The sequence below is a fragment of the Glycomyces artemisiae genome, assembly GCF_003002955.1.
In the GTDB taxonomy this organism is placed as follows: domain Bacteria; phylum Actinomycetota; class Actinomycetes; order Mycobacteriales; family Micromonosporaceae; genus Glycomyces; species Glycomyces artemisiae.
On record NZ_PVTJ01000002.1, the window covers coordinates 472,062 to 487,044 of the forward strand.

17 protein-coding genes are annotated in these 14,983 nt (G+C 71.1%); 11 read left to right on the forward strand and 6 right to left on the reverse strand.

Features of this window, described 5'->3' with window-relative positions:
* Nucleotides 1–63: 63 nt before the first annotated feature.
* Nucleotides 64–453: a hypothetical protein gene (locus tag B0I28_RS06750; protein WP_219926602.1), complete on the reverse strand. Its 390-nt coding sequence runs from the start codon at nucleotides 451–453 to the stop codon at nucleotides 64–66.
* 44 nt (nucleotides 454–497) lie between these two features.
* The gene (locus B0I28_RS06755) at nucleotides 498–779 is read right to left on the reverse strand and encodes a hypothetical protein (protein WP_106363021.1); all 282 of its coding nucleotides are present in this window, start codon (nucleotides 777–779) and stop codon (nucleotides 498–500) included.
* A gap of 358 nt (nucleotides 780–1,137) precedes the next feature.
* On the opposite strand from B0I28_RS06755, the gene B0I28_RS27150 reads away from it, so the two are divergent.
* The 9 genes from B0I28_RS27150 (at nucleotide 1,138) to B0I28_RS27155 (ending at nucleotide 9,443) form a co-directional block, all read left to right on the forward strand.
* Nucleotides 1,138–1,953, forward strand: a complete 816-nt coding sequence (locus B0I28_RS27150; protein WP_181245668.1) for a hypothetical protein — start codon at nucleotides 1,138–1,140, stop codon at nucleotides 1,951–1,953.
* An 85-nt stretch (nucleotides 1,954–2,038) separates the two neighbouring features.
* Nucleotides 2,039–2,776 (forward strand): hypothetical protein, encoded by a 738-nt coding sequence (locus tag B0I28_RS06765; protein ID WP_106363022.1) that lies wholly within the window; start codon nucleotides 2,039–2,041, stop codon nucleotides 2,774–2,776.
* Entirely contained in the window at nucleotides 2,773–3,075 is a 303-nt protein-coding gene (locus tag B0I28_RS06770) for a hypothetical protein (protein ID WP_106363023.1), read from the forward strand. The genes B0I28_RS06765 and B0I28_RS06770 overlap by 4 nt, the downstream gene beginning before the upstream one ends.
* A gap of 12 nt (nucleotides 3,076–3,087) precedes the next feature.
* Nucleotides 3,088–4,398 (forward strand): WXG100 family type VII secretion target, encoded by a 1,311-nt coding sequence (locus tag B0I28_RS06775; RefSeq protein WP_106363024.1) that lies wholly within the window; start codon nucleotides 3,088–3,090, stop codon nucleotides 4,396–4,398.
* 145 nt (nucleotides 4,399–4,543) lie between these two features.
* Entirely contained in the window at nucleotides 4,544–6,061 is a 1,518-nt protein-coding gene (locus B0I28_RS06780; protein ID WP_106363025.1) for a WXG100 family type VII secretion target, read from the forward strand.
* Nucleotides 6,062–6,076: 15 nt separating this feature from the next.
* Complete coding sequence (locus B0I28_RS06785) at nucleotides 6,077–6,415, forward strand: hypothetical protein (protein WP_106363026.1); 339 nt, start codon at nucleotides 6,077–6,079, stop codon at nucleotides 6,413–6,415.
* Between the two features lie 249 nt (nucleotides 6,416–6,664).
* On the forward strand, nucleotides 6,665–6,976 hold the full coding sequence (locus tag B0I28_RS06790; RefSeq protein ID WP_106363027.1) for a hypothetical protein: 312 nt from the start codon (nucleotides 6,665–6,667) through the stop codon (nucleotides 6,974–6,976).
* Between the two features lie 47 nt (nucleotides 6,977–7,023).
* On the forward strand, nucleotides 7,024–7,779 hold the full coding sequence (locus B0I28_RS06795) for a hypothetical protein (protein ID WP_106363028.1): 756 nt from the start codon (nucleotides 7,024–7,026) through the stop codon (nucleotides 7,777–7,779).
* Nucleotides 7,780–7,781: 2 nt separating this feature from the next.
* Nucleotides 7,782–9,443, forward strand: coding sequence for a hypothetical protein (locus B0I28_RS27155; protein WP_181245670.1), 1,662 nt, complete (start codon nucleotides 7,782–7,784; stop codon nucleotides 9,441–9,443).
* Between the two features lie 68 nt (nucleotides 9,444–9,511).
* Here the strand turns inward: B0I28_RS27155 and B0I28_RS06805 are convergent, their stop codons facing one another.
* Nucleotides 9,512–10,564: a hypothetical protein gene (locus B0I28_RS06805; protein WP_106363029.1), complete on the reverse strand. Its 1,053-nt coding sequence runs from the start codon at nucleotides 10,562–10,564 to the stop codon at nucleotides 9,512–9,514.
* Nucleotides 10,564–10,887: a hypothetical protein gene (locus B0I28_RS06810; RefSeq protein WP_106363030.1), complete on the reverse strand. Its 324-nt coding sequence runs from the start codon at nucleotides 10,885–10,887 to the stop codon at nucleotides 10,564–10,566. The genes B0I28_RS06805 and B0I28_RS06810 overlap by 1 nt, the downstream gene beginning before the upstream one ends.
* A gap of 122 nt (nucleotides 10,888–11,009) precedes the next feature.
* Here B0I28_RS06810 and B0I28_RS06815 point away from each other — a divergent pair, with 122 nt between their 5' ends.
* On the forward strand, nucleotides 11,010–11,783 hold the full coding sequence (locus B0I28_RS06815; protein WP_106363031.1) for a Bax inhibitor-1/YccA family membrane protein: 774 nt from the start codon (nucleotides 11,010–11,012) through the stop codon (nucleotides 11,781–11,783).
* Nucleotides 11,784–11,828: 45 nt separating this feature from the next.
* Nucleotides 11,829–12,482: a hypothetical protein gene (locus tag B0I28_RS06820; protein WP_106363032.1), complete on the forward strand. Its 654-nt coding sequence runs from the start codon at nucleotides 11,829–11,831 to the stop codon at nucleotides 12,480–12,482.
* On the opposite strand, the gene B0I28_RS06825 is transcribed toward B0I28_RS06820, so the two are convergent.
* Together B0I28_RS06825 and B0I28_RS06830 are read right to left on the reverse strand one after the other, a co-directional pair.
* Nucleotides 12,483–13,688: a hypothetical protein gene (locus tag B0I28_RS06825; RefSeq protein ID WP_106363033.1), complete on the reverse strand. Its 1,206-nt coding sequence runs from the start codon at nucleotides 13,686–13,688 to the stop codon at nucleotides 12,483–12,485.
* Nucleotides 13,688–14,920, reverse strand: a complete 1,233-nt coding sequence (locus B0I28_RS06830) for a hypothetical protein (RefSeq protein ID WP_106363034.1) — start codon at nucleotides 14,918–14,920, stop codon at nucleotides 13,688–13,690. The genes B0I28_RS06825 and B0I28_RS06830 overlap by 1 nt, the downstream gene beginning before the upstream one ends.
* Between the last annotated feature and the right edge of the window lie 63 nt (nucleotides 14,921–14,983).

A 14,983-nucleotide genomic window follows, 5' to 3' on the forward strand; every position in this document is an offset into this window, starting at 1 on the left:
GCACCGGCGCGGGCGGCCGGGGGGCGGAGAACTTGGCGACGGGCTGACGGCGGTCCTCGCCGCTCATAGGCGCTCCTCAGTTCGGACGGGCTCCACGAGCGTGGGCCGCAGGCGGATCGAACGGGTCGTGAACGCCGGGATGCGGACCTCGTGGCCGGAGTCGCGCGTGTGCTTCCAGTCGGTGAGCAGGGTGCGCAGGACCGTGGTCGCGGGCCGGTCGGCGTCGACGTAGCGGAAGATCAGCGAGGTCGTCACGAGGGCGAGGGAGATCTCGATGGCGGGGAACAGGTCGACGTCGCCGGTGAAGGCCCAGCGGACGAACATGAACATCGCCAGCAGCGCGGCGAACGCGCCGTACTGCCCGTACGGGAGGTGGACGGGGAGCGTGTACCCGGGAGGGCCGAGGTACAGCAGGCGGGCACGGTAGATGTCGTCGTCGGTGCGCAAGCGCATGGGCGTCCTCCGTCCGGCCTTCCTCTAAGGGGCGATGCGGGATGCTAGTCCTCTTGGCTGAACAGCACGTCGACCAGGCCGCCGCCGACGGCGACCAGGACCACCGCGCCCGCGATGAACGCGATGCCGATGATCGCGATCGTCGACGAGGTGAGGACGCGGCTGACCTCGCCCTTGTTCGCCCGGGCGATGAAGATGAGGCCGAGGATGGCCAGGAGGATCGGGGCGATCTTGGACAGGAAGAACCCGATGATCCCCTGCGTGTTGATCTCGGCGCCGGCCTGGGCGTGCGCGGCCACCGTCCAGAGTGTCTCTCTCACAGTCATCAGTCCCATCCTTCCGTCACACGAGCCACTAGAACCTCACGTAACGCAATTTTCACTCATGTTTCTTGTCTCCCAACCCATTGCGGGGTCTGCCCTCATCATATGCCGGACCCCTGACGGAACGCACCTTCGTCGGCTCGAAGAGCGACCGTGAGACCGGACAACCGCAACTGAAACAGATAAGCCGGGAAGTATCAATCCGATGGCCGCGATCACTCCGTGTCGGCAATCCGACACTAAACTGGGAGAGCCGGGTGCCCTACGCTCAAGCGGCACCGCACAATAGAGCCCGACAGCCCTCACGGGCCAGCCCGATCCGCCGGCCCACCGGCCGAGCACCGACCTCGCGGAGACCACCATGGACTACATCGACGACATCGCCGGCCGGCTCACCGCCGCGGCCGTCGCCTTCGCCGTCGCCGGTCTCGCGGTGGCCGCGCTCGCCGCCGCCGCCCTCGGCGGCGTCCGCGCCTCCGAGAAGTGGCCCTCGGCCCCCGCCCCCCGGCTCGGCCGCCCCGCCGTCATGACCGGCGCCCTCGCCGGACTCGTCGTCTTCGCCCTCGCCGCCGGGCTGTTCTCCCTCGCCCAGTTCGGCACCGGTTTGAACGCCAACCTGCGGGTACTCCTCGCCGTGGGCGTGGACCTCCTCGCCCTCGCCGCCGGGCTGTGGCTCGTCAGCGTCGTCGCCGGCAAGATCGAGATGCGGACCCTGATCGCCGTCCCCGACCACCACGCGGCCCCGCCGCCGATCCCGGTCTCCGGCGACCCGACCCGCTACCAGATCCCCGACTACACGGAGACGCCCGTGGAACCCGACCCGCAGGACCAGCCGCACCAGTACGCGCCGGAGCCGCGCCAGGCCCCCCAGTCGCCGTACGCCCCCGACCTCACCTCCACCGGAAGCCTCCCCGCGGCCCGACCCGGCGTCCCCACCATCCCCACCGACACCCGCCCCGGCTGGGTCTTCCAGGACAAGGGCACCGGCGCGTTCTACGCCGCCGTCGCCCAGAGCCGCGGCGGCATCAGCCTCCTCGCGCTCGACGACTTCACCGTCGCCCGCACCGCCTCCCTCGTCGGCCCGCTCGAACTCGTCGGCTCCGTCGAGGCCACCGTCTGGCCCCTGGAGAACGGCGACAACGGGCGCACCGAAGCCGGAGCCGACCGCACCGCCTGAGCACCGGCGCCTGCGAAACGCGGTCGGTCACTGTGAGCGCGGTTCGCTATCCTCGGAGTGACCTCCAGCGAAGCGAGCCGCGACTGTGAACGACGCCGACCGGGTCCTCACCGACCTCGACGAGCACGTGACGCTCCGCGTGCTCGACGGCCGCATCACCGTCCAGATCACCACCACCGGCTTCGGCCAGCCGCCCGCCGCCATCGCCAAGCTCATCGTCGAACTCGCCGGGACCCTCCCGCGGCCCGGCGCCGAGTCCGACGCGAACCTCGCGTCAGGCATCGACGCCGTCGCCGGACTCCAGCAGGCCGCCGCCACCGGCGGCTACGAGGACTTCGCCGCCGCCGTCCGCGGCCGCCTCGGCATCGAGGCCCCCGCGAACACCCTCAGCCGCGACCCCGAGTTCGACCGCGCCATCGCCAACCGCCTCGACGGCGTCCTCAACGCCATGCGCGCCGCCCAGACCGCCCGCGCCGAACCCGCCCGCGAGGTCCTCACCGCCGAAGTCTTCACCGACGAAGGCGACTGCTCCGTCACCTCCAGCTCCGAACGCGCCGTCGCCGGAGTGTGGATCGGACCCGATGCCCGCGGCCGCGGCATCGACGGCCTCGGCGAGGCCCTCACCGGCCTCATCGCCCGCGCCCGCGACGAGGTCCGCCGCCTCGCCGAAGACCGCGCCCACGCCGCCCTCCCCGGGGAAGTGGCGGAGACGATCGACAATGCCCCCGAGGACGCCGCGCGCGCGGGCGAGGCCACCGGCCGCATCCTCGACGGGATCGCCAAGGCCAACGAGACCCTCCAGAGGAAGGCAGGACGCACATGACCCGGATCTTCGACCCCGAGTTCGTCCGCGGCCTCGGCGCGGGCATCGACGCCAACGTGGTCCCCGTCCTCGAATCCACCAACGAGGACCTCCCCGAGCTCAGCGCCATCGACCGCAGCCTCTACACCACCGTCACCCTCCCCATGGCCGCCGCGTACTCCCTCGCGACCGCCACCGTCACCGAGTCCATGGCCGGCGCCGCCGAGGGCTTCCGCCAGATGCGCGACGCCCTCGACGCCTGCGCCCAGGACATGACCGACACCGACGACGCCTGCGCCCGGGCGTTCGGCGGCAACTGAGGGGGCCGCCGCATGTCAACCGGGCAGAGCCTCTACGACGCAGGGGAGGAGATGTCGCCGTACTACAACGGCGTCATCAAGTCCTGCGCCGTCGCCATCGCGCCGCCCGCGATCGTCTTCGGCCTCGCCGTCCAGTCCATGGCCACCAGCATCTACCTCAACCAGTGCAACCCAGGCGACATCCTCAAGGCCGCCGGAGCCTGGGTCTGCCTGGCCGAGAAGAACACCGCCGCCGCCGAGGCCCTCCAGGCCGAGGTCGACACCGTCAACGACGGCAACTGGTCCGGCGACGACGCCGACGCGTTCCGCGCCTCCGCCGCGAACGTCAAGGCCCAGCTCCAGGAGCTCGCCGTCACCGCGTTCCTCATCGGCGCGCAGCTCCTCGCGTTCGCCGCCATGCTCACCGTCTACTGGCTGTTCCTCACCGCCTGCACCGTCGTCATGGACGCCTTCCTCGCCGCCTACCTCGCCGCGCTCGCCGGAGTCCTCACCGCCCCCGGCGCCCCCGCGATCATGGCCAGCGCCCAGACCGTCGCCACCAGCCTCGTCGCCTCCATGAAGAGCTTCGAGGCGTACCTCATCGCCGTGTCCACCGGCTGCGCCGCCCTCACCGGGGGCCTCACCGCCGTCACCTTCGGATACCAGAAGATCAAGGGCAACCCCGTCGACCCGCTCGACATCGCCGGGGCCGGGCTCGCCAACATGCTCGAAGGGCTCCTCGTCTACGGCATCAACGTCGCCACCATGACCCCCGGCGGCCGCCACGCCTCCGTCGCCAACGCCATGCACGTCTTCCAAGGCGTCTCCTCGATCTTCCCGATGTACAAGGGCGACGGCGAGACCGGCGCGCTCTTCGACGGCGGCGGCCCCGCCCTCGGCATCCCCGACTCGCTGCTGAACCTGTGGGAGGACCACGCCCCCGACCGGTTCACCAACCCCGAGTCGGTCGAATGGCGCTTAGGGCCAGCATCGTGCTGGCGCTGGCCGTGGCCGTGCCGCTCCTCGCGCTCGCCGCGACCCTGGTGCGCTACTTCGAGTTCCGGGCCGCCGCGGACGGGGCCGGGACGCACGGCACGGTCGTGGTCGAGCAGGGCTTCACCTCCGGCAGCGGCGACGAGGTGTGCACGGGGGCCTTCAGCCCCGCCGACGGCGGGCCCGCGGTCGAAGTCGACGTCGAGGTCGACGGCCGCTGTAAAGAAGGTGCGGTGCTCGACGCGTTCCTGGTCGAACCCGCGCCGCTGCACCCGGACTGGTGGGGCCGTCCCACGGCGTGGACGGCCGGGACCGGCACCGCCGCGCACCTCGCTCCCGTCGTCGTCGTGACCGTCTTCCTGGTGGCGCCGGTGGCGCTCGCCGCGTGGCTCCTGCGGAGGCGCCTGCGGCCGCGGCCGTGAGTGCTGTCGCGGGGCGCCTCCAGTTGGTACCGTGTGGGGGACCGGCCACCCGTCCCCTCGCGAGGTGAGTATCGATGAGCGACAACGACTCGTACCAGGGCCTCGACCCTGCCGCCCCGGCCGCCGCCGCGCCCGCGTTCGGGTCCGTCGCGCCCGCCCCCGACATCGAGACCCAGCCCGACGAGGCCATCGTCGCCGTGCGGCCCGGCTGCTCGAACGCCGCGTGCGGCAACGCGACCGCACACCCCTCCGAGCAGGCCTGGCAGCAGCTCGTGTCCGCCGTGCCGGTCGAGCGGCAGCTGTTCCGGCTGCGGCCCAAGGAGTCCGGGATGGCGTACCCGACCGAGGCCGACTTCCGCGACGCCGTCGCCGCGGTCCGCCCCGCCGAAGCCGACGCGCACTCCCTCGCGCGCCTGCGCGCCGCCTGGACCGACGACGTCTCCGGCCGCCTCGCCGACTGGTCCGAGCGGATCCGCTCCAACCTCGCCGACCTGGCCGAAGGCTGGTCCGGCACCGACTTCGACGCGTTCGAGGCCGCCTGCGGGCAGACCCGCGAGCTCGTCGAGGACCTCATCGACGACGTCGACGCCACCGTCGCGAGCCTCCAGGCGACCGAGGACGCCCTCTACGCGATCCAGGGCGGCGACTCCGGCGAGATCCCTTACCCCGCACCGCAGTTCTGGATCGACGGCGAGTGGCACAGCTGGGTGTCCGTGCACGTGCGGCCCGCCTGGTGGCACGGCGACTGCCTCCAGTACACCTGCCAGGACGCCGAGCACGTGCTCGCCCTCGGCGGCGCCGAACCCGACCTCGCGACCGAGGTCATCGACTACATCGACGAGCGGATCGTCCACTACATCGACTACTACTCCAGCCCCGTCACCATCGAGCGCGAAGGCCTCGACCCGACGAAGGGCCTCACCGTCGAGGAGGCGAAGGAGCTCGCCGTCGCCGACGCCGTCGAGCACTACGGCACCCTCGTCGACCAGAGCTGGGGCGCCTACGACGCCCGCCAGGCCGAGGTCGACGACGACGTGAGCCAGCGCAGCGCCGACACCGACGGCGAGGAGCGGTCCGTGCGCACCGTCCGCAGCGACAAGCCCTACCCGGCCGCCGCCGACCCCGCCTACATGGACCTCGAACCCCCGCCGATGGACCAGCCCGCCGGGGCCTCCTCGCCGCGCGCCACCGAGGACCCGTCCCTGGAACCGCCCGCGGGCGACCCGCCTTCCGGGGACGCCGAGGAGCCCGCCGAGGACGACGGCGCCTCCGGCGGCCTCGCCAGCGGCGGCACCGCTCCCGGCGCGGCTCCGCTCGGCGGCGGCGCCTTCGCGTCCCCTGCGGCCGCGTCCCCGGTGTCGAACGGTGGCGCGGGCCCCACCTCGTTCGCCGCCCCTGCCGCGGCGACGGTCGCGGGCGCCTCGGCCGCTGCCGCCGCTCCCCGCAGCGGCGGCGCCCCGATGATGGGCGCCCCCGGCGCGGCCGGTCGCGGCGCGCCCGCCGAGGACAAGGACCGCGAACCCGACGTCGACCTGGTCGAAGACGCGAACATGTGGGGCTTCGTCAACGAAGACGACGACCCCTACGCCTAGACAAGGAGCCCCCGCATGGCCAACCGCGCCTTCGACCCCGCCGCGCTCGAACGCTACCGGCAGTTCCTCGGCGACCTCATCGACGAGCTGGAGAACGACATCGTCCCGTCCCTGCGCGACGGCGCCCTGAAGAAGGCCCCCGCCTTCGGCTCCTCTCCCGGCGCCACCGAGCACGCCGCCGCCGAATACGCCGACTTCCACGCCACCACCTGGCGCAACCTCCAGTACCTCCGCGGCACCCTCCACGGCCTCCGCGCCGGCCTCCAGTCCGCCATCGACAACGGCGGCACCGTCGACCACCAGACCGCCACCGACCTCCGCAACCTCGCCGACGGCGACGACCTCTACGCCTGAACCGGCCTCTTTCCGCATGTCGCGGCCGGTGGTCACCATGCGTGACGACCCGGTTGTCTACAGGCGCACGGTTTGCACACCCCTGCTAACCTGAACCGTGAACTTACCGCCGAGACCCGCGTAATCCCCCCGAAGGACGCCAGGCAGCGCCCCGATTCCGCAGTTGCCCACCGCGTCCTCGCGCGATGGAGTCCGACCGCACGTCGGGGGACCGTACCGCAGGTACTGAACTCACAGACAGGAAATGCGATGCCGAAGGTCGATCCAGAAGCGCTGCGCGCCTACCAGCGCACTGTCCAAGCGCAGCTCGACAAGCTCGAGGACGAGATCATCTCCCAGATGAGGAACGGGCAGCCCCTCGGCAAGCTGCCCGCGTTCGGGGTGCTGGACGGGTCTGAGCAGGCACGTACGACGTACACGACGTTCCACGAGACCACCTGGAACAACCTCCAGGCGCTGCGGGAAGCCCTCGACGGCATCGTCAACTCCCTCGAAGACACTGCCAAGCAGCACGAGGACTCCGACGACGCCAGCGGCCAGGACTTCGACAACCAGCTGTGAGAGTGGTCAGCCGGCAACCGGGCGACCGAGAGAGAGGATCCACCAACGTGACCCGAAACCTGACCTTCATCCGGGGCCTCGCCGTCGCGGGCGCCGCCGGCCTCCTGCTGACCGGCTGCGGCGGCAACGAACCCCCGGTGCCCGGTGAGAACGGCACGAACAACCCCGACGGCGGCGACAGCTCCGGTTCCAGCTCGTACGGCGTGATGGCCGAGTGGGACGGCTGCGAGGCGCTCGACGACGTCCAGGCGGTACAAGACTTCATGGGTGTCACTGACTGGGGCACCAACGGGATCATGTCCAGCGACATCCCCGGCGGCCTTGACGGGGAGGCGTTCAACTGCGGCGGGGCGGCGAACCTGGCTGTCTACCTTATGGAGAACGAGGTCACCGGTGACAAGGAGATTCCCGGTACCGCGAACATCGATGTCGGCGTGGCTCCGTGGGAATCCGACTCGGAGGCGGCCGAGAACTTCCAGGAGCGTGTCGACCAGCTGAAAGAGGCCATCGAGACCGGTGGAACCGAGTACTCGAACGTGCAGGAAGGCGAAATCGAGGGCGACTGGGACGGCTCCTATTACTATGCGGGGGCCTCGAACACCGGGTTCAATGCTGATGCGATCGCCTACAAGGGCGATCTCGTCCTCTACGTTTTCATCGATTACACGACCGACCCCGCTGTCCAGGATGGCGCGGACCCGGTCTACCCCTTCACCGATGAGTCGATCGTCGACTGGATGCTGAACGACTATATGCCGACGACCTACTCGGACCTCCTCGCCAAGAAAGAGAGCGGGCTCTAGACATGGCCGAAGAATTCGAGACCGAAGAGTACGGCGACGCCCAGGAGGGGATCGCGAACTCCGCGATCCAGGCTCGGATCAACGAGCTGATGAAGACCCCCACCTGCGGGCTCAGCGAGTGCACTGCAAAGACGGTCGACCCGGCGGAGGAAGCCTGGCTCAAGCTCATGTCGGCGGTGCCGAATGGCGATGGAGCGACCGCGAACATCCGGCCGTCGCGCGAGATCCAGTCCTACGCGCTCCCGAACGGCGAGTCGATCGCATCGCTCGTGGCTTCGCTGCGGCCGGCGGATCCGGACAACTACGCGATCACCAAGATCAGCAGCTTGTGGGTAACGCTGTGCGGCAGCCTCAGCGACATTCCGGTGGAACTCAAGAACGGTTTGACCACGCTCGCGGAGGAATGGCAAGGCGACGACTACGACGCCTTCGAGGAGCAGGTCGAGAAGGTCATCAAGAACTGCCAGAAGGTCCTCGGCGACATCTGGGGCGAGGACACGAGCCTCGGCGGGGCCGTCAAGAATCTCAATGACAAGGCGTCGGAAATCCTGGCCCAGCAGGGCGGGGACGAATGCCCCTACCCCTCGCCGAAGTTCCACCTCGAAGACGCCGCGGCCTGCTCGCACAAGATCCACATCCGGCCGCCGTACTTCCCCGAGTGCGAGGTCTTCCCGGACGACGAGACCAAGGTCGCCATGGAGTGGGCCGGGTTCGACAGCACCATCGTCGACGAGGTCCAGGAAGAGCGCGAGCGGACGTACAACGCGTACATCGAGTACACGAACCAGTACCCGGACTACGAAGAGGACGGGATGCGCGGCGAGGAGCTCGCCCGCACCCGCGCCGACGAGTACGCCAAGGACGCGACCGACAGCCTCGGCACCGACGGCCAGGAGGAGCTGCAAGCGCAGGCCACCCAGGTCAACGAGGACATCACGGACCGCACGAGCAACACCAACATGGCGGTCACGGAGATCAAGCCCGAAGCGGGGCAGTCGGAGCCGACGACCTTCAACGACGGCAACACCGAGCCGCCCGGCGGCCTCGACGGCGGTTCGCCCCCCGGCGGCGGGACGCCTCCCGGGCTCGGCGACATGAAGCCCCCGGGCGGCATGAAGCCGGTGTCGCCGTCGACCCCGGACATGCCTGGTAACCCCGATAACCCGGACCTCCCCGGCAGTCCTGATCTCCCGGGCGGCAACGACCCGGGCGGGCTCGACGACAACCCGTGGGAGCCGTCCACGCCCGACCCCGACGACCTGCCTTCGGGTGGTCTGGCCGGTGGCGGCGGTGGCGGTCTCGGCGGCGGCGGTCTTCCCGGCGGCGGCGCCGGCGGTGGCCTGCCCGGAGGCGGTGCCGGCGGCGGCCTCGGTGGAGGCGTCGGCGGCGGTATCGGCGCCGGTGGCATGGGCGGCATGATGGGCGCCGGAGGCGCCGGTCGCGGCGCTGGCGGCGCAGGTGCCGGGGGCCGCAGGCCCGGTGGCATGGGCGGCAAGATGGGCGCCGGTGCCGGCGGTCGCGGCATGGCCGGCGGCATGATGGGTGCCGGCGGCGGACGCGGCATGGGCGGCCCCGGGGACGAGAACGGGGAGTCCGGGACCTGGCTCACCGAGGACGACGACGTGTGGGGGATCGGGAACGAGAAGGACGACCCCTACGCGTAGCGAGACAAGGTAAGAGGACCGGGCCGGTGGCGTTGCGCCACCGGCCCGGTCTTTGCTGCGTCCCTTCGTCAGCCGGTGGCCTGCTCGACCATGCCCGCGCCCGTGACGATCGCGTTCTTGTGGTCCTTCAGGAATTCGAGGACCGGTTTGATCTTGTCCAGGACGGCCCAGATCTTCGCGAGGACCTGCGCGGCCCGCGCGAAGATGCTGGTGGCCTGGCGGATGCGGTTGAAGGCCTTGAGGAGCATCGAGGCGACCTTGTAGACGGCGTCGACGATCGCGGTGGCGACGGTCGCGCCGAAGGTCGCGATGCCAGCGGCGACCTGGGGGAGGAGCCGGGTCAGGGCCCAGGAGACGCCCTTGGCGAGGAGGTCGACGATGTCCTGGCGGAGGGCCTTCGCGAGGTCGGCCATGCAGGTCAGGAGGCCCTCCATGCCGACGGCGAGGTACCCGAGGCCGTTGATCACCTCGGCCGCTTCGGAGACGCGCATGCGGGCCGCGTCGCCGTCCTCGCCCTGCCAGTCCGCGAGGATGTCGCCGCCCGCCGCGGCGATGTACTCGCCGACCTGCGGGGCGCCCTGGGAGACCGAGTTCCACATCGACGCGGAGGTCTTCATGCGGGTCTCGTTGCCGGAGACGATGCCGACGAGGTCCTCCAGCGGCTGGAAGATCTGGATGAGGAAGTCGATGAGCGTGCCCGCGAGCCACTGCACCGGGTCGAACTTCGGGTCGGTGACGCCCTCGACGAAGTTCCAGAACTCCTCCGAAGCGCCCTGGACGGCCGTGATGTCCCCGGCCAGGCCGGTCACGAGGTTCGCGTAGCCGTCCCAGTCGGTCAGGCCCTCGATCTTCCCGGCGTTGGTGATCGTGTTCTGCACGGCGACAACGGGAGAGGCGACGCTCTTGAAGACGTTCAGGCCCGTGGAGGTCGCCTTCGTGGTGGTGCCGTCGGGGTTGCGGTACCCGTCGACGGCCTGGTGGATCAGGCCGCCGTCGCTGCTCGCGTCCGGGGAGCCCTGGCCGGTCACGGCCTTCCAGGCGTCGCCGCCGCTGACCGTGGGATTGTCCGACTGGTGCGGCGCCTGCTCGTCCCAGGTCGGCTCTTTGACGTCGTCGGACATCACTTGCCTCCCCTGAGGTCGCCGCCGATGCGCTCCAGTTCGGCCGCGATGGCCGCGTCATTGCCGGCGTGCTCGTCGGCGCACGCCTGGATGCGGTCGGCCAGACCGGACACGGCCTCGACCGAATCCGTTACGGCGGAATGGAAGTAGTCGGCGAGTGCGAAATACGCCGGAGCCATCACCAGACCGGCCACACCCCACATCCACCATTCGGGGTCGGCCTCTTTCGCGTAATCGGCGAGGGCCAAGATCTCGCCTTCCGACTCGTGCAGGGCGGCGGCCGCTTGGCGCAGCGTTTCGGCATCGACATTGATCCATGTCATCGGTTCACTCCGAGGGGCGGGAGATGCGGGCGTCACCAAGTGTAGTCAACCAGTGCAAGCCGGTTGGAACGCCTGTCGTAGCCTGAATCCGCCCCAGGAATCGCAATGGAGAACGGCACGGAATGGCACGCGGCAACAGACTCCTCAGACGCCTTCTCAAGCATCAAGAGACGCGATCCCCGCACTCGGCCCCGATCGGCGCGGAGCAGATCCTGAACCGCGCCGCGGCATTGCTGGCCGCCACCCTCATATCGGGCGCCGTCGCCTGGACCGCCATGTCCGCGTGGGCGGCCGAGCCGAGCGAGTGGCCGCCCGGCGGCGAGTGGCCGGGGCCGACCGCGAACCTCATCGGCGCCGCCGGGTTCGCGGTCACGGCCGCCGTGCTCGTCTACGGCACGTTCCGGCCCGTCTCGAGCGCAGCGGTGGCCGCGCTCTACGCGGTCGCGCAGGGCTGCCTCCTCGCCTGGCTCGGCACCGCCTTCGACCTCGGCTCGGGCGGGCTCCTCGCCAACGCGCTGCTCGGCACCGTGCTCACCGGCCTCGCCGCCCTCGCGATCCGGCGCGCGCCCTGGGGGACCAGGGCGTCCCTCGTCGTCGTGCCCGCCACCGCCGCAACAGGACTCGCGGCCCTCGCCCTCGTCAACGCGGCCCTCGCCGCGACCGGGCGCGGGCTGTTCGCGACCGGCGTCCCCTGGTGGGGCTGGTGCCTGGTGCTCGTCCTCGCCGTCTGGTCGGCGTACTCCTACAGAGCCGACCTCGACCTCCTCGACGAGCATCTCGCCACCGGAGCCGAGGACGCCTGGCCCGCCGCCCTCGCCGTCGCGACCGGGCCCGTCGGCATCTACGTCTGGCGCCTCTCCGACTTCCGCTCCAGGTCCATCGAGACCTCCTACTAGGGGTCGACGGTCCCTGCGGCCCGCCCGCGGCGGTAGCCTCGGCGCATGACAGGAACGCGCCCGCCGAAGCTCGACCTCAAGCGCGACGCGCAGCGGGTGCTCCAGGAGAACTGGCTGCGCCCCGGCGAGCGCCTGCTCGAAGCGGTGCCGGTGTGGAAGCTGCCTGCGCTGGACGGGATCCCGAACCCGGGCTGGACCGCGGGCCAGCTCGCGAAGCAGGTCGCCAAGGTCGTCGGGCTGGCGCTGCTGTGGATCGTGTTCTCGGTGCTGATCGCGATCGTGTTCGTGGCTCTGGCCGACGGCATCACCGGCAGCGGCGGCGACAGCGGGAAGCCCAAGCGCATCAAGGGACCCGGGGTGGTCCTGCGCGGCGAGGGCGAGGGCTCGATGATGGGGCGGCTCGTGACGCCCGCGCTGCGGCGGCGCGGCTGGTGGGTGCTCACCGACCGGCGGGTGGCGCACGTGGCCGTGCAGCGGAGCTACGGGAAGTTCTGGAGCGGCTCGGGTCCCGAGACGAAGATCGACGGGCCGGTTCCACTTGAGACGGTGCTGGAGATCCCGCGTGAGCAGTACGCGTACGACGAGGACCACCGCTTCCGCAAGACCCGGATGCTGCGGCGCACCAAGCCCGCCGGGCTCTACCGGCGCATCACGCTCGCCGACGGGTCCGGCGTGGACCTGCGGCGGCGGCACCAGTAACTAAGCGGGAGGCCAGATCCGGGGCGGCACCCAGTCGTCGGGGTCGGCGTTGTTCTGGTACACCCGGCCCACGGCGGTCTTGGCGCGCTTGGTGATCCGGTGCGCGATCTGGGCGGGCAGGGGCTCGAAGCCGGTTCCGTCCCAGACGCGGAAGACGCGGACCGGGACGTGGAGCACGGCCGCGTCGCCGTGCACGGGGACGTCCACAGTGAACTCGGTCGAGGTCTCGCCGTCGTAGTCGACGCGGAACCGGTGCGGCCCAGGCGCAAGCGGGTAGTGCCAGGCGGCCCAGTCGCACGGCACCTCGGCGCCGTCGATCCAGGCGCGCAGGCGCCCGGCGTGCGCGAGGGCGAGCGCCTCGCCGGTGCCCTCGTACGCCAGGGTCCCGTCGTCGGCCCGCGAAAGGCGGTACAGGAACAGGTCGTACACGACCAGCAGCCCCTGGGCCTTCCCGCGGGCGTCCTCAGCGGACGGATATGCGGTCGCGCCGCCGTCGGTGCGCGCGGATTCGAGTCGGTTCGCCTTGGCGCGCTTGTGGAGCGAGCGGGTCGCGGTGATGCCCATGGCCGCGCCGCCGATGAGCACGAGCCCGCCGCCGCCGCCGATCGCGCCCGCCACGGCGCCGAACGTCCCGCCGTCCGACAGCGGGACGGCGACCATCGCGAAGGCGAGCGCGATCGCGCCGACCACCGCGATGAGGCACCCGGCGCCCGAGACGTTCGCGGCCCGGCCGCCGAGGACCGGCAGCAGGTCGGAGGCGTCGCGCACCCGGTACAGCTGGGTCCGGTAGTCGACCTGGTGCCGCACGGCCACGCCCTGCCCGGTCGTGAAGTGGACGCGCTCGCCCGCGGCGACGGTGAACACGGCGCTGGCGGCGTCGGCGCCCTGGACGTCGAGCCGGTGCGTCCCCGGGGCGACCTCGACCTGGTAGCGGCCGTCCCCGGCGGCGACCGGAGCGCCGTCGAGGAGGAGCACGCCGGTCCGGTCGGCGGTGGCCGCGGTGCACACGAGGACGTCGAGCAGGCCCGAGCCGGGCCCGGGGTCGGCGGCGGCCGAGCGGCCCGCGCGGTAGTCCTCGACGGAGTCGAAGCGCAGCGTCGGGGCGCCGGGCGCTTCGTGGCGGCGCCCGTCCCGGTCGCGGTAGGCCGCCCGCGGGGCGTCGTCGACGTCCTGCGGGTCCCGGAACGCGCGCCCGGCGGCCTCCACTAGCCGTTGAGCCCGTCGACGATCGAGGAGTCGGAGGGCGCGCCCGAGCCGGCCAGGTTGCCGACCATGCCGACGGACTTGATCCCGGCTTCGGCGAGCGGCGACGCGGCCTTGCCGAGGGTCTCGACGACGCGGCCGAGGATGGTGTTGGCCTGGAGGAACGCGTCGACGGCGGTCTTGTAGCGGCGGATGGCCAAGACGATCGACTGGATCGCGGAGCGGATCGAGTTGATCATCGCGGCGACGGCGGCGCCGCCGAAGGTCACGGCCGAGAGCGGCCCGGCCGCGGCCCACGTGATGATCTGCTGGCTCGCCCACTTCCCGGCGATGTCGAGGAGGGTCTTGCGGATGAGGGTCGCGATGAGCTCGGTGAGCTGGAGGAGCCCCTGCATGACCTGGATCTTGTCGCCGACGTCGACGACGGCCTCGGCGAACTCGGCGATCTTCTCACGGGCGGCGTCGCCGTCCTTGCCCGACCAGGCGGTGAGCATCTCCTCGGGGACCTTCGCGACGGCCTCGCCGATCGGCGGCAGCGCGTCCTTGATCGGGTCCCAGCGCTGGATCTCCTGGTTCATGCGCTCGCCGTTGCCGGTGACCATGCCGACCAGGTCGTCGATGGGCTGGATGAGCGAGATGAGGAAGTCCAGGCCCGCGGAGATGAGGAACATGAGCGGGTCGGTGATCGCCTGCGCGACGTCGTTGAGGGTGCCGAGCAGCGAGTTCGAGACGTCGGCGACGGCGCCGATGAGCTCCCCGGCGTTCTCGGCGCGTCCGACCTTCTGGATCTTCTCGACGGTGTCCATCGCGCCGAAGATCGGCTTCGCGTAGGACTGCTTCTTCGACTCGCCGATCTCGAACATCTGGAAGTTGCCGTCGCCGTCGGTGAAGGTCGAGCCGCCCCACTGGATGGAGCCGCCGATGCCCTCCGGCGAGAACTGGCTGAACTCCTTCGCGGTGTCCATGTCCGCGGTCTCCCACGACTCGCGGCAGTCCTTGAGTCGCCCGGCGTGGCCTTCGAGGCCCGCGGTGAGCATCTCGAACATCTCGCGCAGCTCGCCCAGCATCTGGTAGTAGCCCGGGGAGAAGAACAGGCCGGGCACGCCCCACGCCATCATGTCGAGGCCGTCGTCGTCGGCCTTGCCCTGGAGCTGCTGCGCGGCCGGGACCTGCCCGCGGAGCTGCTGCTCGGCGGATTCGAGCTGGGCGGGCGTGACGCCAACCGGTTCACCCATGGGACACCTCTGATCGACGGGGGCGGAGCGGACTGACGTCAATATAGCGAAGCCCCCCAAACC